The organism is Collimonas humicola, from assembly GCF_018304945.1.
Lineage (GTDB): Bacteria > Pseudomonadota > Gammaproteobacteria > Burkholderiales > Burkholderiaceae_D > Collimonas > Collimonas humicola.
The window spans coordinates 47,705-66,757 of the sequence record NZ_JAGQEE010000001.1; the positions used below are offsets into that span (position 1 = coordinate 47,705).

Annotated in this window: 20 protein-coding genes; 17 read left to right on the forward strand and 3 right to left on the reverse strand. The window is 60.9% G+C overall.

The genetic code is table 11. The annotated features are described in order from the left end of the window. Nucleotides 1-16: 16 nt before the first annotated feature. The 3 genes from KHU30_RS00210 to KHU30_RS00220 all read right to left on the reverse strand — a co-directional run bounded on the left by KHU30_RS00210 (nucleotide 17) and on the right by KHU30_RS00220 (nucleotide 2,738). Nucleotides 17-1,207 (reverse strand): pyridoxal phosphate-dependent aminotransferase, encoded by a 1,191-nt coding sequence (locus KHU30_RS00210; RefSeq protein ID WP_211440658.1) that lies wholly within the window; start codon nucleotides 1,205-1,207, stop codon nucleotides 17-19. 109 nt (nucleotides 1,208-1,316) lie between these two features. Further along, nucleotides 1,317-1,811, reverse strand: a complete 495-nt coding sequence (locus tag KHU30_RS00215; protein WP_211440659.1) for a putative toxin-antitoxin system toxin component, PIN family — start codon at nucleotides 1,809-1,811, stop codon at nucleotides 1,317-1,319. Between the two features lie 30 nt (nucleotides 1,812-1,841). Further along, on the reverse strand, nucleotides 1,842-2,738 hold the full coding sequence (locus tag KHU30_RS00220) for a DJ-1/PfpI family protein (protein WP_211440660.1): 897 nt from the start codon (nucleotides 2,736-2,738) through the stop codon (nucleotides 1,842-1,844). Nucleotides 2,739-3,093: 355 nt separating this feature from the next. On the opposite strand from KHU30_RS00220, the gene KHU30_RS00225 reads away from it, so the two are divergent. The 17 genes from KHU30_RS00225 (at nucleotide 3,094) to KHU30_RS00305 (ending at nucleotide 18,967) form a co-directional block, all read left to right on the forward strand. Beyond that, nucleotides 3,094-4,248 (forward strand): SDR family oxidoreductase, encoded by a 1,155-nt coding sequence (locus tag KHU30_RS00225; protein ID WP_211440661.1) that lies wholly within the window; start codon nucleotides 3,094-3,096, stop codon nucleotides 4,246-4,248. 32 nt (nucleotides 4,249-4,280) lie between these two features. After that, complete coding sequence (locus KHU30_RS25310; RefSeq protein ID WP_211440662.1) at nucleotides 4,281-4,610, forward strand: phosphopantetheine-binding protein; 330 nt, start codon at nucleotides 4,281-4,283, stop codon at nucleotides 4,608-4,610. Next, nucleotides 4,610-5,041, forward strand: a complete 432-nt coding sequence (locus KHU30_RS00235; protein ID WP_211440663.1) for a 3-hydroxyacyl-ACP dehydratase FabZ family protein — start codon at nucleotides 4,610-4,612, stop codon at nucleotides 5,039-5,041. Before KHU30_RS25310 ends, KHU30_RS00235 begins: the two co-directional genes overlap by 1 nt. A gap of 39 nt (nucleotides 5,042-5,080) precedes the next feature. Continuing rightward, nucleotides 5,081-6,313 (forward strand): beta-ketoacyl-[acyl-carrier-protein] synthase family protein, encoded by a 1,233-nt coding sequence (locus KHU30_RS00240; protein ID WP_211440664.1) that lies wholly within the window; start codon nucleotides 5,081-5,083, stop codon nucleotides 6,311-6,313. After that, nucleotides 6,314-7,513 (forward strand): beta-ketoacyl synthase N-terminal-like domain-containing protein, encoded by a 1,200-nt coding sequence (locus KHU30_RS00245; RefSeq protein WP_211440665.1) that lies wholly within the window; start codon nucleotides 6,314-6,316, stop codon nucleotides 7,511-7,513. 95 nt (nucleotides 7,514-7,608) lie between these two features. Beyond that, nucleotides 7,609-8,379, forward strand: a complete 771-nt coding sequence (gene fabG / locus KHU30_RS00250) for a 3-oxoacyl-ACP reductase FabG (RefSeq protein WP_211440666.1) — start codon at nucleotides 7,609-7,611, stop codon at nucleotides 8,377-8,379. Then, a complete protein-coding gene (locus KHU30_RS00255; RefSeq protein ID WP_211440667.1) occupies nucleotides 8,372-10,444 on the forward strand; it encodes an oxidoreductase in 2,073 nt (690 codons plus the stop codon). Before fabG ends, KHU30_RS00255 begins: the two co-directional genes overlap by 8 nt. 110 nt (nucleotides 10,445-10,554) lie before the next feature. Then, nucleotides 10,555-11,451 (forward strand): acyl-CoA desaturase, encoded by an 897-nt coding sequence (locus tag KHU30_RS00260; protein WP_211440668.1) that lies wholly within the window; start codon nucleotides 10,555-10,557, stop codon nucleotides 11,449-11,451. Between the two features lie 77 nt (nucleotides 11,452-11,528). Then, the gene (locus KHU30_RS00265; RefSeq protein WP_211440669.1) at nucleotides 11,529-12,380 is read left to right on the forward strand and encodes a metal-dependent hydrolase; all 852 of its coding nucleotides are present in this window, start codon (nucleotides 11,529-11,531) and stop codon (nucleotides 12,378-12,380) included. Beyond that, entirely contained in the window at nucleotides 12,364-12,693 is a 330-nt protein-coding gene (locus KHU30_RS00270; protein WP_211440670.1) for a hypothetical protein, read from the forward strand. The genes KHU30_RS00265 and KHU30_RS00270 overlap by 17 nt, the downstream gene beginning before the upstream one ends. Nucleotides 12,694-12,715: 22 nt before the next feature. Further along, complete coding sequence (locus tag KHU30_RS00275) at nucleotides 12,716-13,879, forward strand: alkane 1-monooxygenase (RefSeq protein WP_211440671.1); 1,164 nt, start codon at nucleotides 12,716-12,718, stop codon at nucleotides 13,877-13,879. Then, nucleotides 13,876-15,177 (forward strand): hypothetical protein, encoded by a 1,302-nt coding sequence (locus KHU30_RS00280; RefSeq protein ID WP_211440672.1) that lies wholly within the window; start codon nucleotides 13,876-13,878, stop codon nucleotides 15,175-15,177. The genes KHU30_RS00275 and KHU30_RS00280 overlap by 4 nt, the downstream gene beginning before the upstream one ends. An 87-nt stretch (nucleotides 15,178-15,264) precedes the next feature. Then, the gene (locus KHU30_RS00285) at nucleotides 15,265-16,122 is read left to right on the forward strand and encodes a metal-dependent hydrolase (RefSeq protein ID WP_211440673.1); all 858 of its coding nucleotides are present in this window, start codon (nucleotides 15,265-15,267) and stop codon (nucleotides 16,120-16,122) included. A gap of 74 nt (nucleotides 16,123-16,196) precedes the next feature. Continuing rightward, a complete protein-coding gene (locus KHU30_RS00290) occupies nucleotides 16,197-16,706 on the forward strand; it encodes a GNAT family N-acetyltransferase (RefSeq protein WP_211440674.1) in 510 nt (169 codons plus the stop codon). 123 nt (nucleotides 16,707-16,829) lie between these two features. Then, nucleotides 16,830-17,084, forward strand: a complete 255-nt coding sequence (locus KHU30_RS00295) for a transcriptional regulator (RefSeq protein WP_407928005.1) — start codon at nucleotides 16,830-16,832, stop codon at nucleotides 17,082-17,084. A 74-nt stretch (nucleotides 17,085-17,158) separates the two neighbouring features. Further along, nucleotides 17,159-17,935 (forward strand): peroxide stress protein YaaA, encoded by a 777-nt coding sequence (gene yaaA / locus KHU30_RS00300; RefSeq protein ID WP_211440675.1) that lies wholly within the window; start codon nucleotides 17,159-17,161, stop codon nucleotides 17,933-17,935. Between the two features lie 45 nt (nucleotides 17,936-17,980). Beyond that, a complete protein-coding gene (locus KHU30_RS00305) occupies nucleotides 17,981-18,967 on the forward strand; it encodes a threo-3-hydroxy-L-aspartate ammonia-lyase (RefSeq protein ID WP_211440676.1) in 987 nt (328 codons plus the stop codon). Nucleotides 18,968-19,053 lie beyond the last annotated feature (86 nt).

Here is a 19,053-nt window from a genome sequence, read left to right on the forward strand (position 1 = left end):
TGGAAGCGGGTTTTGCTCAGATCCTGGCCAGCCGCTCCAGCGCCAGCTGCAGCGTCTGGTCCTGTTTGGCGAAGCAGAAACGGACGATGCCCGATTCGCGCGGCGACTGGTAGAAAGCCGAAACCGGGATGGCGGCGACGCCGATTTCCGAGGTCAGCCAGATGGCGAAGTCGGCTTCGCTCAGCGATGAAATGGCCGAGTAGTCGACGCAGAGGAAATAGGTGCCGTCCGCCGGCAGCAGCTTGAAGCGGGTGTTTTCCAGGCCGGTGCGGAACAGGTCGCGCTTGCGCTGGTAGAAGGCCGGCAGCTCCAGGTAGGGCGCCGGATTCTGCATGTACTGCGCGATCCCGTGCTGTACCGGGGTGTTGACGGTAAAAATATTGTATTGATGGACCTTGCGGAACTCCGCCGACAGCGCCGCAGGCGCCGCTACATAGCCGATTTTCCAGCCGGTGACGTGGTAGGTCTTGCCGAAGCTGGAGACCACGAAGGCGCGCTCGGCCAGTTCAGGATGGCGGCAGACCGACTCGTGGCGGGCGCCGTCGAACACCATGTGTTCATACACTTCATCCGACAATATCAGGATGTCGGTGCCGCGCACGATGTTTTTCAGCGCTTCGATGTCGGCCAGGCTGAGCACGCTGCCGGTCGGGTTGTGCGGCGAATTGATCATGATCATGCGGGTGCGCGCGGTCACCGCGGCGGCGATCCGCTCCCAGGGGATGCTGAAGCCGTCCGCGCCCACCGCCATCTGCACCAGCACCGGCTTGCCGCCCGCCAGTTCGATGGCCGGCACGTAGCTGTCGTAGGCCGGCTCGATCACGATCACTTCGTCGCCGGGATGGACGGCGCACATGATCGCGGTCAGCAGGCCCTGGGTGGCGCCAGCGGTGACCGTGATGTCGCTGGCGGCATCGTAGCGGTGGCCGTAGATGGTTTCTATATTGCTGGCGATGGCCTGGCGCAGGGCCGGCACGCCGGGCATGGGCGGATACTGGTTGAAGCCGCTTTTCATGGCCCCGCTGACGGCGTCCACCAAAGCCGGGTCGCAATCGAAATCGGGGAAGCCCTGGCCCAGGTTGACCGCCGATTTTTCGCTGGCCAGGGCCGACATCACCGTGAAAATGGTGGTGCCGACGCGCGGCAGTTTGGAGTTGAGGCGGCGTGCTGCCGCCTTGCCGGTCGAATCTATTGAATCACGTTTCATTTGCTGGCTATCTGGGCTTGTGTCTGGATTCCGCATTTTAGCGTTTTGTCGCAGACCGCACAGCGCCGCGCCAAACTGTTGTTGGCGCAATAAGGCAGGCTGATCCGGCCTACGAGGCGGCTGGCGCCCAGGCTTGCGGCGGGATGATGGCGAACAGTCCGATCTTGGCGGTCTTGCGCGCCAGCTTCAGCAGCGCCTTGTCCTTGGTGATCAGGATGGCGGCATGGGCGCCCAGCGCTAGTTCCAGGAACTTCTGGTCGTCGCGGTCGGTGCACAGCGGCAGGCGGATGTCGGTGCGTGGCGTCAGTTCTTCCGCCGCCAGGCAGGTGATCAGGGCGTCATATTCGGCGTTGAAGCCGGGCCGGGTCTGGTCGGTAATCGGCAAGTGGCTGTAATGCAAAACCATCTGCCACTCCAGGCGGCAGTCGGCGCGCGTCACAGCTTCCACTGCGCCGCTTTGCAAGGCGTCCATCAAGCCTTGCCAGCGCGGGTCGCGGAAGACGAACAGGTCGAGGCAGACATTGGTGTCGATGACAATGCGCGGCCGCGGCCGCGGCGGCTGCTGTTGCGAGGCGGGCGTCTGGGTCGGTGAATCTGGGTGCATGCGGGTTTCCATCAATCGGTTGCGCGCATTTTACCCTGCGTCCTGCCGTCCTGAAGCGGCTTCCAGCAAATCGGCGAAGGTCTTGGCGAACAGGTGGACGTCGCCCGGCCAGCGGGCCGAAACGTAATTGCCATCCGTGACCACGAATGCCGGCCGGCTGTCGCCGCCGCTGTCGCGGAACAGGCCGCTGCTCTTGCGGAAGAAATCCGGCGCCGCCGGGCTGGCGTCGAGGAAGTCGCCGGGCTGCGCCAGGGCGCGGCTGACCTCGGCCTGTACGCTGCGGTAGCCGGCCGCCTCGCCGCTTTGCTCAACATAGGTGCGGTAGTAGGCCGGGTCCCAGCAGCGGCCGCAAAATCTCATCAGATTCCAGGCAGTCCGTTCCAGCTTCCATGTGAGCGCAGTGGTCTTGCGTCCGAACAGCGCTGATTTGCCGCTGCGCGGCGAGCGGCTGCGGGCGGCCAGCACGACGCCGTGGCAGATGGCGGCGACCGGCTTGCCGCTGTCGAAAAAGGCGCCGACGAAATCCTGCAGCGGCTGGCTTTCCAGGTAAGCCAGCATGCCGCGCGCGCGATGGCCGCCGGGCAGCAGCAGACCATCGTAGTCGGCCTGCCGCAGTTCGACGTAACTCAGCGGCGCCAGAAATGCGCGCTCGCTTTGCAGCGCCGCATAGTCGGCGCGGGCGGCGGCGTTGGCACGCAGCGCCAATCCGAGCAGCTTCAGCTTTTTCAGCAAGGGAATGCAGCCCCACATGTCGAGGCCTTCGCCGGACAGCATCAGCGGATCGGCTGCGGCGGCGCGGCCGTCGGGCGTGGCAAAGATCACGCGGTGTCCCCGCGCGCTAAGGATGCGCCAGGAGGCCGCTACTTCGCTTGGATCGAAGTCCAGATTGGGAACCGGGATCAGCACGGTTTTTTGAGAGGGATTCATCGCTCAGATCATAGCCGAATGTCATGGCCTATCGGTTGTTGAAGGAGCGGTGCTGCGCGATGCGACGCTCATCTGCGATTCCGCCGCATCGCCAGGAATGCTTGCCTGCCGGTGCTTCAGGCAGGCATGGATAGTATCGGAAGCGCATCTTCTGACATGGATTTTCATATGGGACAACTACAAACATTAGTAGGATGACAGCTGTATTTTTTGGTTCTAGACTCCGAAAAATTAAATAATAAGCAGTTTTTCCAGTGGCAAGTGAAATTCCGGGGAGGGACAAGCTGAACGGCGCATGAGAGCTTGGGTCCCTAATTTTTATGGTCCTAATCAGAAGAAGCTAGAAAAACAAGCTATGCGCCCATCGATTCTTTTAACCGGAGCAACAGGTGCGCTTGGCAGCGCTCTGCTGCCAGAGCTGCTGTCTGATTTCGATCAGCACGATATATATTGCCTGGTCCGTGGCAATTCTGCCGAAGACGCCCGGCAACGACTGGCGGCAATCCTCTCGAACGCCGGATTGACAGCAGACAGCTGTGCAAGGGTGAAGCTGCTGCACGGCGACGTCTCGGCCCCGCAACTCGGGCTGGCGCCACAGGCATACAGCGAAATTCTATCCAGCGTCGAGCAGATTTACCATCTCGCCGCCAGTGTCGATTTCGATCTTCCCTTGTCCGTCTCGCGCCAGGCCAACGTCGACAGCGCGATCCAAATCCTCGATTTTTCCCGCCGATGCAGATATCACTCGGCCGCGCAATTCCGCCTCAACTATGTCTCGACCGCCTATGTCTGCGGCAAACGCGACGGCCTTCTCAAGGAATCCGAGCTGGGGCTCGGCCAGGAATTCTGGAATAGTTACGAGCAAAGCAAGCTGGAAGCTGAGCAACTGGTCGAGCTGGCAAAGGCGCAAACCGCGATCACCATCTATCGTCCAAGCCAGATCGTCGGAGATTCGGGCAGCGGCAAGATCAACAAGTTCTTCGGTTTCTATGAATTCATCGGACTGGCCGCGCGCGGACGTTCGGATATCCTGGTGGCCGATCCCGGCATGCGCGCCGACATGGTGCCGCTGGATTACGTATGTTCCGCGATACGGCATTTTTCCCGTCAGAGCGCGGCGATCGGCCAGACTTATCATCTGGTCGCCGGACTGCGGCACAGCATCACGGTCGACCAGGTAGTCGACGCCGTCCTCGGGGTCATGCGTGCGGCCAACGAAAGCGTCGCCGTCGCTCGCCCAAGAATCATCCCTCTTGAGCGCCTGGAAACCGACACCACAGCCCTGCAACTGGCGCGCTACAACGCCAGCGCGCAAAAACTCCTGCTTAGGACCTACCAGCCGTACCTGGCCTATGAGCGCGATTTCGATTGCGGCGCGACCCAGCAGCTGTTGCAAGCCGCCGGCATCTCGATTCCATGCATGGAAAGCGTGATCAAGGTAACGACGCAGTATGCGCTGTCCTTTCGAACCAGAAAGACGCGCGGCACGACCCCGGCATCAGTCCAATAAAACCCTTCATTACACAGAAAGAGAGAAAGCCAGTGAGCCTTACCAACAAGACACAGGTGGAACAAAAGGTTGCTGCAATCCTGCGCAAGATGCTGTCGATTGAAGACGATATCGTGCTCGATGTGAATGCCGACCTGGTGCAGCAGATCGGGCTGGACTCGATCGAGGCGTTTGATGCCGTCGCCACCTTGCACGAGATTATCGGCGAGGCTATCCCGAATACCTTCAATCCGAAGATCAGCAATTCGATTGGCCTGCTGAGCGAATACGTGATCCAGCAGTTCGGCGAAGCAGGCGTCGCCAAATTGCTGGCGGTGAACGTCGACGAGCTCGATCTTTCCCTCTCCGACGACGAGCTGTAATGGCAGAGAGTTTCGACCGCGCGGAGATTGAAGCGCTATTGCCGCACCGCTCGCATGCGCTGTTCATCGCCGATGCCGTGGTGGATGGGGCGCAGGTGAGCGGCCACGCCGGCTGGGAGGTTTCGCATCCGCATCTGAGCGGGCATTTTCCAGGAAATCCGATTGTGCCGGGCGTCTTCCTCATCGAGGCAGGCGCGCAGCTGGCAGGGGTCTGGATTGCCGCGGGCAATCGCCAGCAGGCCGGGCTTGGCATGCTGGCCGGCGTCAAGCGCGTTTTGATTCACAAACCGGTAGTCCCCGGCGACCGCCTCAGTTTCGAACTGACGGTCAGCCATGTTTCCGCGAATTTCTTCGACGCCGCCGGCGTCGCCGTGTTCGCGGATGGCGCAAAGGCCATCACGCTTCGTATCACCATTGCAGTTCTTACCTAATCGGCACTGAGAGCCCGATGGCTTCTCGGAGGAACATACATGACAAGTAATCGCGTTGTAGTAACGGGCATCGGAGTGGTTTCCCCATTTGGCGTCGGGCTTGAGGCCTATTGGAATGGCCTGCTGCAAGGCGAGACTGAAATCGGCGTGGTGCCGACATTCTCCGCCGACCGCTTTCGCAGCGTACTTGGCGCCCAGGTGCCTGCGGCGGCGGTGCAAGGCCTGGCGGCGCTGGCGGTGGACAACAAGCCTTTCGACAAAGGCGCGCTATTCGCCTCGTTTGCCGTCGACGAGGCGCTGCGCATGGCTGGCGTCGGCCCTGTATTTGGCAGCGAGCAGCGGGTCGGCTGCGTGCTGGGATCCCTGTGCGCCGGGATTGACAACCTGATCATGGTCGCAGAGTCTTACCACGAAGGCCAGGAACTGGCCGCCGATTTCCCGTACGACGCAGCGCTGGTCAACTATCAGCTTGAATATCTTTCCAGGAAACATAATCTGACCGGACCGACCAGCATAGTCTCGACCGCGTGCGCATCGACTACCGATGCTATCGGCTATGGCATGGACCTGATCCGCCACCAGGAATGCGATGCCGTCATTGTCGGCGGCGGCGATATCCTGGCAGAGCTGATCCATGCCGGCTTCAACGCGCTTTACTCGATCACCAATTCCACCCCGCGGCCCTTCGATACCCGGCGCGACGGCTTTGCCATCGGCGAGGGCGGCGGCATCCTGTACCTGGAATCGCTGGAGAGCGCAACCCGGCGCCAGGCCAGGATCTACGCAGAAATCTCCGGCTACGGCTTGAGCAATACGGCGTTCCACCTGACCGCGACGTCCAACGACGGCGTTGGCGAAGCCCTGGCGATCGAACGCGCGCTTGACGACGCCGGCTTGGCGCCGCACCAGGTCGACTATATCAATACCCATGGCACCGCCACGGTCCACAACGACCGCTCCGAAATGAAAGCGATCAACAAGGTTTTCGGAGAGCACGCGCAACGCATCATGGCCAGCTCCAACAAGCCGCTGATCGGACATTGCATGGGGGCGGCCGGCATCATGGAGGCGATCAGCACGGTGATGGCGCTGGAAACGCAGATAGTGCCGGCGACGCCGTTTACGTCGGGAGACGAGTCTGAGCTTTCATTCGATCTTGTCAAGAATCAGCCAAGGCCAGCCAAGCTGGTGCACGCCATTTCACAATCGTTCGGATTCGGCGGCGCCTGTTCATGCGTGGTGTTTAGCAAGCCGGAATATAGGGGAGTCTGAATGGAGCGCGTTGTCATCACAGGAATCGGCGTGGTCGGGCCGCATGGTACCGGACTCGAACCGATTTTCAATCATCCCGGCGACCTGGCGCTGCCATTCGCACCTTGGCCGGAAGCCATCGATCCGCCGCACCGGCAGGCCAGGATCGCCCAGGTCACCGACTATCCGGTGAAGCGCTTTTTTACCGAACGCCAGATACGGTTGATGGACCGCGCCATGGCGCTTTCATCCACCGCTGCCGGGCTGGCGATCGAAAACGCCGGCCTGAGCGACGCCGAACGCCTTGAAGCGTGCACATTCCTTGGGACCGCGCGGGCCGAATTGCCTTCCTGCTATCAGTTCATCCAGCCCCAGCTGGGGCAGCAGAAAACGCAGCTCAATGCCGCCGATTTTCCCAAGATTGCAAGGAATGTCGCCTGCGGCCAGGTAGCGATCCGCTATCGCATGCAAGGTCCCAGCACCGTCCTTGCCTCGGGATCGCTGGCTTCCGTCGAGGCGCTGGCGCGCGCCGCCCATTACATCCGGGTCGGCCGTTCCAAGGTGGCGCTGGTCGGCGGCTACGAGTCCTTGTCCAAGTTTTCGCTGTACTTTTTGCGGCGCCTGTATGCGTCCCACCTTGCCGCCGGCAAGCCGCAGTTTTTTGGCACACAGCCGGGCTATCTGGTGCCTTCCGAAGGATCATGCATGCTGGTGCTGGAATCGGCAGCGCATGCCGAAGCACGCGGCGCCGCGGCGTATTGCTCGGTCGATGCCTGGGATGCAGGCCGCTTCGGCGCCGATTTTTCCGCCGGCCAGGCGCTCGAAGACAGCTGGGCGCGTGCGCTGGCGCGGGCCGGCAATACGCCGGCAAGCCTGGGGCTGATCAGCGCTGCTTCGGGTGGAGCCAACCGTACGCATGAGCTGGCCGAGCGCAGCGCCCTGAACGCCTTTTTCGAGAAAAATCCAGGCGCGGCGGCGCAGGTGCATACGCCAAGGTCACTGGTCGGCGAAGGTGAATCGTGGGCCTCGGCGCTGCAGGTGGCGATGGCGGCGTTCATCTTGAAGCATGGACGCAGTCCGGCTACGCGCAATGTGGCGGAAGACGTGCCGGCGCAATTCCACAAGCGCTTGCATGACGACGATATTTCGCATCGCAGCGCCTTGGTCTCGGGCGTCGGTTCAGGCGGAAATTTCTGTTCCATCCACCTGTCGCGTCCGTAAGACGGCTGGCAGCTGGGGCGCCCGGGATGGCGGTGGCAGGAACCCGGGTTCTGCGGTTGCCGGAAAACTAAAAAACATCGAGAAAAAGATCTTCTATGAATATCGCTGCACGCCCTCAAAAGGCGGTCCTCGTTACCGGCGGAAGCCGCGGCATAGGCCGCGCCATCTGCGCCGCCATGGCCGATCCGGCCATGCCCGTTTTCGTCAACTATGCGCGCAACCCGCAAGCCGCAGAGGAAACCTGCGCCGTGGTGGCGGCGGCCGGCGGCAAGGCATTTGCCGTCCAGGCAGATGTCTCGGATCATGAGCAGGTGCAGCGGATGTTCCTGTCCATCCGGGAGCAAGGTTACTGGGTGCATACGCTGATCAACAATGCCGGCATTGTCGCCGATACGATCGCGGCGTCGATGTCGATAGAGCAATGGCGTTCGGTCCTGGCTACCAACCTGGACGGCAGCTTTTTCTGCATCCGGACCGCGCTATCGACCATGTCTGCCCGCAAGAGCGGGCGCATCGTCAACATTGCTTCGGTGAGCGGCATCAAGGCGCAGCCCGGCCAGGTCAACTACGCTGCCTCGAAAGCCGGGGTAATGGCGCTCACCCGTGGCCTGGCGCGCGAGCTTGGACGCTATGGCGTGCGGGTCAATGCGGTTGCGCCGGGCTTCATCGAGACCGAAATGCTGTCCGATTTGCGCAGCAGCGAAAAAGGCGAGGAATTCCTGCAGCAGACCGCGGCGGCCGCAATTCCTTTGGGGCGGCTCGGCCAACCTGAGGAAATCGCCTCGGTGGTGCGCTTCCTGTGTTCCAAGGCGGCGAGCTATGTCACAGGACAGGTGATTACAGTTGATGGAGGCCTAAGTGTCTGATCTGAGCATCGTTGATAAAAATACCAAGCCGCTGCTGAACCGTTTCTTTTCGCCGATCCGCATCAACGGCATGGAAATGGAAAACCGCTCCTTGATGAGCTCCATTCATTTGAACCTGGAAGATTTCGAAGACCAGTTCGAACGCATGGCCTACTTTTACGCAAAGCGCGCCGCCGAAGGCGTTGGCCTGATTGTCACCTCGGGCTGCTCGCCGGATGTGCCGGGCATGTTCGCGGTCAAGGGTTTTTCCCTGAAAGAGGATGCGGAGATCGCCTCGCATCGCATCATCACTGATGCCGTGCACCAGAAAGGCGGCAAGATCGCATTGCAGATCATGCATTTCGGCCGCGAGGCGGTGCACGGCAATATCGTGTCGTCGTCCAATCGCAAGCTGGCGTCGAGTCTGTTTACGCCGAAAGCCTTGGAAGAGCCTGAGATCCTTGCCATCATCGACGCCTTTGCCGCTTGCGCGCAGCGCGCCGTGGATGCCGGCTACGACGCGATAGAACTGATTTTTTCGCAGGGCTTCCTGGTGCATCAGTTCCTGGCGCCGGCCTGCAACAACCGCACAGACGCCTGGGGTGGAAGTTTCGACAACCGCAGCCGCCTGGCCACGGAAATTGCAAGGCGCGTGCGGGCCAGGGTCGGCCCGGATTACCCCATCATTTTCCGCGTTCCCTGCATGGATCTGCTGACCGGCGGCATCACCGAAGACGAGTCGATCGAACTGATCCGCCGCCTGCTGCCATTCGGCGTCGATCTGCTGAGCGTGAGCATCGGCTGGCACAATTCCGATGTGCCGACGATTGCGATGGTGGTGCCGCGTGCCGGCTTTGCGTCGGCGACGCGGCTGGTGCGCGACAACTTTCCCGACCTGAAGATTTGCATCAGCAATCGTATCAACGACCCGCGCGTGGCGGAGTCGCTGCTGATAGACGGCGGCGCCGATGTGATCGCCATGGCCAGGCCGTTCCTGGCCGATGCGGCGTTGGTCAGCAAAGCCAGGCGGAATGCTTTCGACCAGATCAATCCGTGCATTGCCTGCAACCAGAACTGCCTCGACTATGTGTTTTCCGGCCAGCCGGTCGGTTGCAGTGTCAATCCCGAAGCAGTGCAGCCAGATGAGGGCGTTTACGCCGCTCTGCCGCGCAAGCAAAAGGTCGCCGTGGTCGGCGGCGGCATCGCCGGCATGGGCTCGGCGCTATTCCTGGCGCGGCGCGGTGCGGCCGTCGATCTTTTCGAAGCCGGCAGTTCGCTCGGCGGGCAGCTGAGGCTGGCGGCCAGGATTCCGGAAAAGGATGAATTTCTGGGAACCGTGCGCTATTACACGCAAGCCGTTATCGAGGCCGGGGTGAAGCTGCATCTGGGTACGGAGTTCGGTGCGGCGCAGCTGGCGCAGGGCTACGATCATGTCGTCATCGCCACCGGATGCGCCACGCGTCATCCCGGGAATCTGCCGGGCGCGGATCTGCCGCATGTGATCCAGTACAGCGACGTGCTGGAAAACAGCTGCCCGGTCGAACATCCGGTGGTGATTATCGGCGGCGGCGGAGTCGCCTGCGACGTGGCGAAATATCTGATGAAAACCAAGAATAGCCTGCGCAGCGCGGCGCATTCCTATCTGAACTTGAAGGTGGCCGACGACAGCCTGTCCAAATATCTGGCAGCCGATACCAGCAGCGCGGCATCGGTGACCCTGCTGCAGCGTTCGAGCCGCAAGTTCGCATTCAGGCTTGGCCGCACCACGCGCTGGATCCAGATGGCCGATATGGAACGCCTGAATGTCAGCATGCGCAACAAGGTGGACATCATCGCCATAACCCGTGACGGCGTTGAGATATTCAACCGCGCCACCAAGGTCAGCGAAATCGTGCCGGCCAGGACAGTGGTGCTGGCGGTCGGCCATGAGCCCAGGCTGCAGCTGCTTGAACTGCTTGAAAAAGCCAAGATCAGGCACTCCGTGGTGGGTTCGGCGGCGACAGAAGGCGACGTAGCCAGGCGCACCAACATCAGCTCGGCGCTGGGCGACGCCTATCAGATGGCGCTTTCTTATGCGGACAGGTGAGGCGCCATGGAGACCGTGCAATCGATCCTTGGCCGCCGACCGGATATCGCCGGCGGCGCTGCATATGCGTGTGTTCGATGTGTCGATGACCGACTGATTCCGTCCTGTCCATGATGCTGCCCATTCTTCCTTTTCCCCGCGTGCGGCGCGCGTTCAAGGTTACTGCGCTGTTTGTCCACCAATGGCTGTGGCTGGGCATTTTTGCCGTCCCGTTCCAGCTGTCGCTGCTGGCGCCCTGTGTCATATTGGGTTTTTTGCTGATTCTTGGGGTGGAGCTTGGGCACCATCGTTATTTCTCACATCGCAGCTTCCGCACCGGCCGGGTGTTCCAGTTCGTGCTGGGGGTCTGGGCGACCGCGGCGTTCCAGCGCGACGTGCTTTGGTGGGCCAGCATGCATCGGCTGCATCACCGCTTTTCCGATACCCCCAACGACCCGCACAGCCCGTATGCCGAAAATGCCGGCGGCTACTGGCATGCGCATCTGGTGTGGGCCGTCGTCAAGCGCAACGCCGAAGTCGATCAGCGCGGCATTCCCGACCTGCTTGCTTATCCGGAGCTGCGCTGGCTTGGGAACTGGCATTACCTGATCAGCATTGCCCTCGCCGCAATCTGCTATTCCCTGGGGGCGAGCGGGCTGGCGGGAACGTCTGGCTGGCAGACGCTGATATGGCTGTACGTGATGCCGGTATTCATTTGCCAGCACGTGATCAGCTGCCAGGCAACGTTTGCGCATGCCGCGCCGCGCTTGCCGGGAGCCTATCGTTCATTTGAGACAGACGACGAATCAGTCAATCATCTGCTGATGGGCCTTGTCAGCAGCGGCGGCGGCTTTCATAACAATCACCATCGGTTTCCCGGTTCCGCGCGCCTGGGGCTGAAGCCCGGCGAATTCGACATCACCTATCTGGTCATCAGGGTCTTGCACAGGCTGGGCATCGTGCACAAGGTGACGATCCCGCGCGCGGTGCTGAGTTACATAAAAGAACAGCGCGAGCCGCGGCCCTGATTGCGGCGCGCGGGATCTTGCCCCGCGATCGCCCCGGAGCTGTGGTCCATGCATCTTGAATTGAAGGAGGTTTCACCATGTCAGCATCAGAAGGCACATACCCGGTACGCAAGCTGAGCATCGATTTTGCGGCCAAATCCAATCGCTACTGGTTCAAGAACCGGCCTTTTGAGACGCATTGGTTCAACGCGCTGTCGTTCGGCATTGTTCCGGCCGAACGGTTTGCGATCTCCTGCATCAAGGACAGCTTGCCGCTGGTGCAGGAAGAGACCCTGAAGGCGGAAGCCCGCGCTTTCATCGGCCAGGAATCGACGCACAGCTTTTTACATGCGAAATGCAATGCTGAGCTGGAACGGCAGGGCTATCGCTTTTTCCTGCATCGCTATTGCGAATGGCGCCTGTCCAAGGCGCATTGGCTGAGCCGCCTGAGCGGACTGGCGCTGACAGCATGCTGGGAACACATCACCGCGATCATTTGCGAACACACCTTGTCCCGCTTCGATATTTTCAAGGACGCCGAAGATCCGTTCTGCGCGCTATGGACCTGGCATAGCGCCGAAGAACTGGAGCATAAATGCCTGGCGCACGATCTGTATATCGGCACTGCGGGGGGCTATCCCTTGAAGATCGGCTGGCTGCTTTACGGCACGGCCCTGTTCGTGACCGATTTTGCAACACAGACCGCGCACAATATGTATCGCGACGGCCGCCTGTTCGATCCGAGGGTCTGGCTGGGCTGCCTGCGCTATTTTTTTGGACGGCAGGGCTTGTTCTGGTTTGCGTTTCCGCGCTGGCTGGCATTCATGCATCCGCGCTTTCATCCCGGCGATGTCGACAACCGTGCCCTGAGTGCGTTCGCGCTGGAGCAGCTGAAGACGCGCCTGAAAGTTGTTGGTCCACCTGTGGCAAGCCATGGCGCCGCGGATTAGCGGCGGGGCGGCCGGCATTGTGCTGCATCCTGTCCTGTTCATGAGCGTGCCGCTGGATGGCTTGCGCCTGCCGCAGGGCGCTCTGACCGCGGCGACCCGTGTCGACACCGGCTACGGCGCGGTGTGGATCGCCGATCTGCCAGGCGCCGCGGAGCAGAGCGCGTGCGTGGCCTCGCACCGCGCCTTCGATTCGATCGAGGTGGTGTGCAGCGCGCCGGTTCGCGCGCTGCTGAGCCACCGGCCCGGAGCGCTAACTGTCTCGTGGGTCGATCAGGCGCCGGCCGGGCATCAGATCATGCAACCTTGTCGCTAACTTTCAATCAGCAGATACGCACATGACAACTCAAATCACGATGGTTCAGTCTCACAAGAATCTCCGGCGTCTATTGTGGCTGCTCAGCCCGCTGGTGCCGCTGACGGCGCTGTTTTATCTATGGGCCGGCCACCATAGCGGGCATGGCATCTGGTACTGGGCCTTGTTGATAGCGATCTATGTCGTGGTGCCGCTGGGCGACTGGCTGGGCGGCCTGGACACCAGCAATCCGCAAGCCGGCGAGATGGAAAGGATGGATCGCGACGCCTTCTATCGCATCATCGTGTACGCCTTTGTACCGATCCAGATAGCGGTGGTGGTGCTCGGAGCATGGATCTACGCCAGCACGCCGTTGGCTGCCTGGGAAGTTGCGGGAATGGCGCTGAGCGTCGGCACGGTCAACGGCCTGGCGTTCATTGCAGCCCACGACCTGCTGCACAAGAAGCAGCCCGTTGAGCGCTGGCTTGCCAAGCTGGTCCTGGCGCCCACCGTTTATGGCCATTTTTTTGCGGAGCATGTACGAGGGCACCACAAGAATGTGGCGACGCCGGGCGATCCGACCAGTTCCATGATGGGCGAGACGTTCTGGAGCTATCTGTTGCGCGCAATTGTTTCCGGCGTCGCCTCAGCCTGGCGCATCGAGCGCGAGCGGCTGGCGCGGGAAGGGCGCAGCGTGTGGAGCTGGTCCAATGAAAACCTGCATTCATGGGCCATGACTGCCGTGATGTTTGCGGCACTGAGCGTGTGGCTGGGACCGGGAGTGCTGGTATTCCTGATGCTGCAGGCGTTCTACGGCATTGTCTTGCTGGAAGTGACCAACTATATAGAACACTACGGCTTGCTGCGGAAAAAGCTGGCGGACGGAAGCTATGAGCGCTGTTCGCCGGCCCATGCCTGGGTCAGCAATCATGTCGTTTGCACCTTGTTCCTGTACCAGCTGCAAAGGCATGCCGACCATCACATCCATCCTTCCCGCAGCTATCAAACCTTGCATCATCATGAAGGAACGCCGCAGCTGCCGGCCAGCTATGTGACGCTGATGCTGGTCGCCTATCTGCCGCCGCTATGGTTCCGGCTGATGGATCATCGGGTCTTTCAGCACTATCGCGGCGATCTGACCGTTGCGCATCTCGATCCGCGCAAGCGCAACGCCCTGCTGGCCCGCAGCTATGGAGACGAGGCATGAGAAGCGCCAAAGATTACTGCAGCTATGTAGGCAATGCCTATTTCATGGCGATGGACAGCCTGGGGAGCAATACCGATATCGTCGTCACCTGCGATCTCAAGCGGGCTGTACCGGTTGAAACGGCTGTCAAGGCGTTCCAGGAATTGCTGGCCGGGCATGAGGCGCTGCAGCGGCTGCGCTCGCGGGCGCCCGCTGCGGCAAGCTGGGAATGGCTGGCTGCGCCGGAGCAGGCGTGGCGGCAGGACTGGGAGCTTATCCGGAACGAGTTGCTGGAGACCGGCATTGCGCCGGCCGCGCTTCATCCAGCTTGCAGGCTGCCGTTCCGTCTGTTCGAATGCAGCGAACTGAAACTGGTGTTCCGGGTGGAGCATACTTTTGCCAACGGCCGCGGCAGCTACGCATGGCTGGAACGGTATTTCTCCTTGCTGTCGGCAAGCCAGGGGCTGGCGGCGCCCGAACCAGCGCCCGCCGGCCAGGCAGAGATCGCCGACGATGCGCCATTGCGCCTGGCCTTGCTGCATGCCGCCGCATCATTGTTTCGCCGCAAGCGGATCCTGCGGGGAAGCAGTGATATGCGGCTGCCGCTGTTGCGGCAGTCGCGTTCACCGCTCTTCAGCTTTCATGCAGAAAGATTTGTCCTATCGGATCGAGAGGTCAGCGCGGCGTTTCTGCGTCACCGTGCCGCGGGAGAAAGCTATACGCAGACGTTGACGCGGCGTCTCTCCGAGCAGGTCCTTGCCGATTACCCCGCCTTGCGTGGCGTCGGCGTGCAGGTAGCCGCGGACTTGCATCGCCATTGCGGGATCGATCTTTACGAGGTCGGCAATTTTACCGGCCTGATAACCGGCTACATAGAGCGGCGGTTGCCAGCGCTGGAACAAACGGCGGCCTTGTTCAAGCGGATACGAGGCGGTGCTGCGCCCGGCTTCAGCAAGCTGTTCGCACAGGTAATGCCGAATCGCCTGAAGCTGGTGCGCTGGTTCCGGGGGCAATGCCGCAGCGCGCTGGAAGATGCCGGCGAACTCATGATGGACCCGCTGTTCACCGTCTCCAACATGGGCAACATCGAAGGGCCGCACACCTGCTTATGGCTGGCGGCCACGTCGCTGCGCACCTCGATGCCGTCTGTCTATGTGTCGGCGACCCGGATCGGCGAGTGGACGGCTTTTGAAGTTGTTTTTCCGGATAATATTTTCGACCGGCAAAAGATCCGCGCGCTGATGCTGCGCTTCTTCGGATTCGAGCAAGGCTTGCCGCCGGACCACGCCGAGCGCGGCGCGCTGGCCGGCACGGCCTGAGCCAGGCGGGTAGCTGCCGCGGTGCTTGCGCGGCAATGGATTTCTTGCCGAATATTGCGTATTTATTGAGCATTGATATTGATTTTTATGAACCCAGACAGCGCAAAAAAAATGATCCCCAGGCGTATCGAACTACGCATCGACGACGGCTTCGATATCAACTGGAATGGTGGCGATGCCTATCGAAGCCAGCTGTTCAACGCGGTATCGATGTTGTTCCCGGTTGGCGAAAAATGGATTATCGATACCGTGCGACGAGTGGTCGATATCCTTCCTGCGGCAGAAAAGGCAGCCTGGGCCGGCAGCACGAGGGATTTCATCGCGCAAGAGTCGATACACAGTTCGGTGCATCGCAAATACAATGATCACCTCAAGCATCAGGGGCTGCGCAACTGGCTGGAACTGCGCGCCAAGCGACGCATGGAGTGGGGCGGCAAGGGTACGCCGATCAACCAGCTGGCGTCGTCGGTGGCCTATGAATACCTGACAGCCAACCTGTCCTCCTCGCTGCTGTGCACGCCGCGGCTGCTCGAAGGCGCCGACGCGCGGCTGGCAAATGTGTGGCGCTGGCATTCAGCGGAAGAGCTTGAGCACAGGCATTTCGTGCTGGACCTGTATGAGGCGGCGGGCGGTGGCTATGTGCGGCGCCTGCTGTGGTACGTGTGGGCCTTGTCGACTTTCATGCTGGACTTGCACATCCAGGTTTTCTTGAATCTGCGCGATTCGCGGCAGCTATTCAAATGGTCGACCTTGGGCCAGGCGCTGCGCTTCAATTTCTGGCCGGGCGGCATGTTCTGGACCATCTCGGCCGCGTCTGTCAAGTTTTTGAATCCGACATACCATCACAGGGACGACCTTGGCGACCAGATCGCCAGGGCATGGCTCGCCGACAATGCCGCCAGCTTCAGGGACGCCGATAAATTTCCCGACGCGCGAGGATCGTGAGTTAACAGGCCCTAGACATCCGGCGATTCTGTCCATAAGCTTCGGGGTAGTCAAATTCATGGAAAATCATTGCGATGAAAATTCTTGAAACCGAGCGGCTCATCTTGCGGACCTTGAACGGCGGCGATGCCGAGTTTTACCTGCGGCTAGTGACGCAGCCTGCCTGGCTGCAGTTTATCGGCGATCGCGGCATCCGGACGGTGGAGGCCGCGCAGGCCGCGATCCTGAGCGGCCCGGTAGCGGCGCAGGCGCGGGACGGCTTCAGCTTCTACATGACGGAGTTGAAAGAGGGCGGACTGCCGATCGGCATCTGCGGCCTGGTGAAGCGGGAAACCCTGGAGGACGTCGATATCGGCTATGCCTTCCTGCCGGAGTTCTGGGGCAAGGGCTATGCCTACGAAGCCGCCTCCGCGGTGCTGCAGCATGCCAACCGCGTTTGCGGCCTGCAGCGGGTGGTGGCGATTACTGCGCCGGACAACCATGCTTCGATCAGGCTGCTGGAAAAGATGGGTTTGCAGTTTGAAAAAATGCTGCAGCTGAAGGGCGACGGTTCCGACACCAAGCTGTTTGCCTATCAATTTTAATTGCGCGGCGATATTACAGATATTTTTGCGGATGCTTATCAATAAGCAAATAATTTTGATGGAGTATTTTCACTGCGCCTAGCTGTGCTAAGGTGGGAATCCGACGACGGTACTTCAGGAGGCATGATGAAGCTGATCGAACCAGGCGAAAAAAAGGATTTCCACGCGGTTTTGCAGGCGCGGCATCTTGCCGCAGACGACTTCGAGCTGCATGAAGTGGATACCACCGATCCCAAGACCGACGAGATCCTGGGGCTGACGGGGTTTGTGACCGTCAGCAGAAAATCGAGCGGGCGGAAAACGCAGTACCCCATCGGCGACGGTTCTACCTGGGTGGCCGAATTCGAGCGCGATCTGATGCGGGGCGCTTTCGACTGACGGGCGGCGCCAGCAGCGTTGCCATTGTTTCGGTATCATTGCGGACATTCTTCTGCTTATTTCGGATCTCCACAATGCTGATTGTTTTGTCGCCTGCAAAATCCCTCGATTACAGCACCCCCAGCACGACAGAAACCCACACCACCCCTGATTTCATCGACCATTCCGCCGAGCTGATCAGCGTCCTGCAAAAGCTGTCGCCGGACCAGATCGGCAGCATGATGAAAATCTCCGATCCGCTGGCGCAGCTCAATACCGCCCGTTTCGCTTCGTGGTCGAAGCAGTTCACCAGCGCCAATTCCAAGCAAGCCGTCATGGCTTTCAACGGCGATGTCTACGAAGGGTTGGATGCGCCTTCCCTGAACAGCGCCCAGCTGAACTACGCGCAGAGCCGCATCCGGATCTTGTCCGGGCTGTATGGCGTGCTGCGGCCGCTGGACCGGATGCAGCCCTACCGGCTGGAAATGGGCACCAGCCTGGCCAATCCGCGCGGCAAGAATCTGTACGCGTTCTGGGGCGATACCGTGACCCAGGCGCTCAACCGGCAGATGGGCCGGCAAAAGGCCAGGACACTGGTCAACCTGGCGTCGGAAGAATATTTCAAGGTGGTGCGGCCGGCGGTGCTGGAAGCCGGCATCGTGACGCCGGTGTTCGAGGACTGGAAGAACGGCAAGTACAAGATCATTTCTTTCTACGCCAAGCGCGCACGCGGCCTGATGGCGCGTTATGCGGCCTTGAACAAGATCACCGACGCAGAGCAGCTGAAAGCCTTCGACCTCGGCGGCTACCAATACATTCCACAGGATTCCGACAGCGGCCGCTGGATGTTCCGGCGCCGTCTTGCAGAGTAAGCGACAGCCACCCGGCGCGTGTCACATACATTAAAAGGATGAAAAATGGCTGCTACCGAACTCGCTGTCGCTTACCAGGATATCGCCGCTGCGGCCAAGCGCCTTGAGGGCGTCGCCTACAAGACGCCGGTGCTGACTTCCAGCCAGGCCGACAGCCAGGCGGACGCCAGCATCTTCTTCAAGTGCGAAAATTTCCAGCGCGTCGGCGCCTTCAAGTTCCGCGGCGCCTATAACGCCATCAGCTGCCTGAGCGAAGAGCAGAAGCAGCAGGGCGTGGTGGCTTTTTCATCCGGCAATCATGCGCAAGGGATGGCGCTGGCGGCGCGCATGCTCGGCGTGCATGCCACCATCGTCATGCCGAGCAATGCGCCGGCGATGAAGCTGGCTGCAACCCGCGAATACGGCGCCGAAATCATTTTGTACGATCGTGAGCGCGAGGACCGCGAGGGGATCGCCGCGCGCCTGTCGGAGGAGCGCGGTTGCGCCGTGATTCCCGCCTACGACCATCGCGACGTGATCGCCGGGCAGGGCACGGCTGCGAAAGAGTTGTTCGACGCCGTCGGCCCGCTCGATTACCTGTTCGTATGCACCGGCGGCGGCGGTCTGCTCTCCGGCTGCGCCATCGCGGCCGCGCACTTGTCCCCAGGCTGCGTCGTGTATGGGGTCGAGCCGGAAACCGGCAATGATGCTCAGCAATCTTTGCGAAGTGGCAATATCGTGCACATCCCGGTGCCCGATACCATCGCCGATGGTGCTCAGACGCAACACATCGGCAAGCTGGTCCTGCCGATTCTGCAAGCCCATGTCAAGGATATCCTGACCGTCAGCGACGATCAGTTGCGCACCCAGATGCGCTTCTTTGCCGAGCGCATGAAGATTGTGGTCGAACCGGCTGGATGCCTGGCCGCTGCCGCCGTAATGCACAAGGCAATCGAATTCTCCGGGGCAAAAGTAGGGGTGATCGTGAGCGGCGGCAATGTCGATATGACGCTTTTTTCGCAATCTGTTGCTGCTGCGAAAGCATTTTCCTGATATCTTCGCCCCTGGATTGTTGTCGATGAGTAATGTCGAGGGCGCGGATAGACCCCTCATTGCGGCACCGGCCGGGGTGGCGTCAG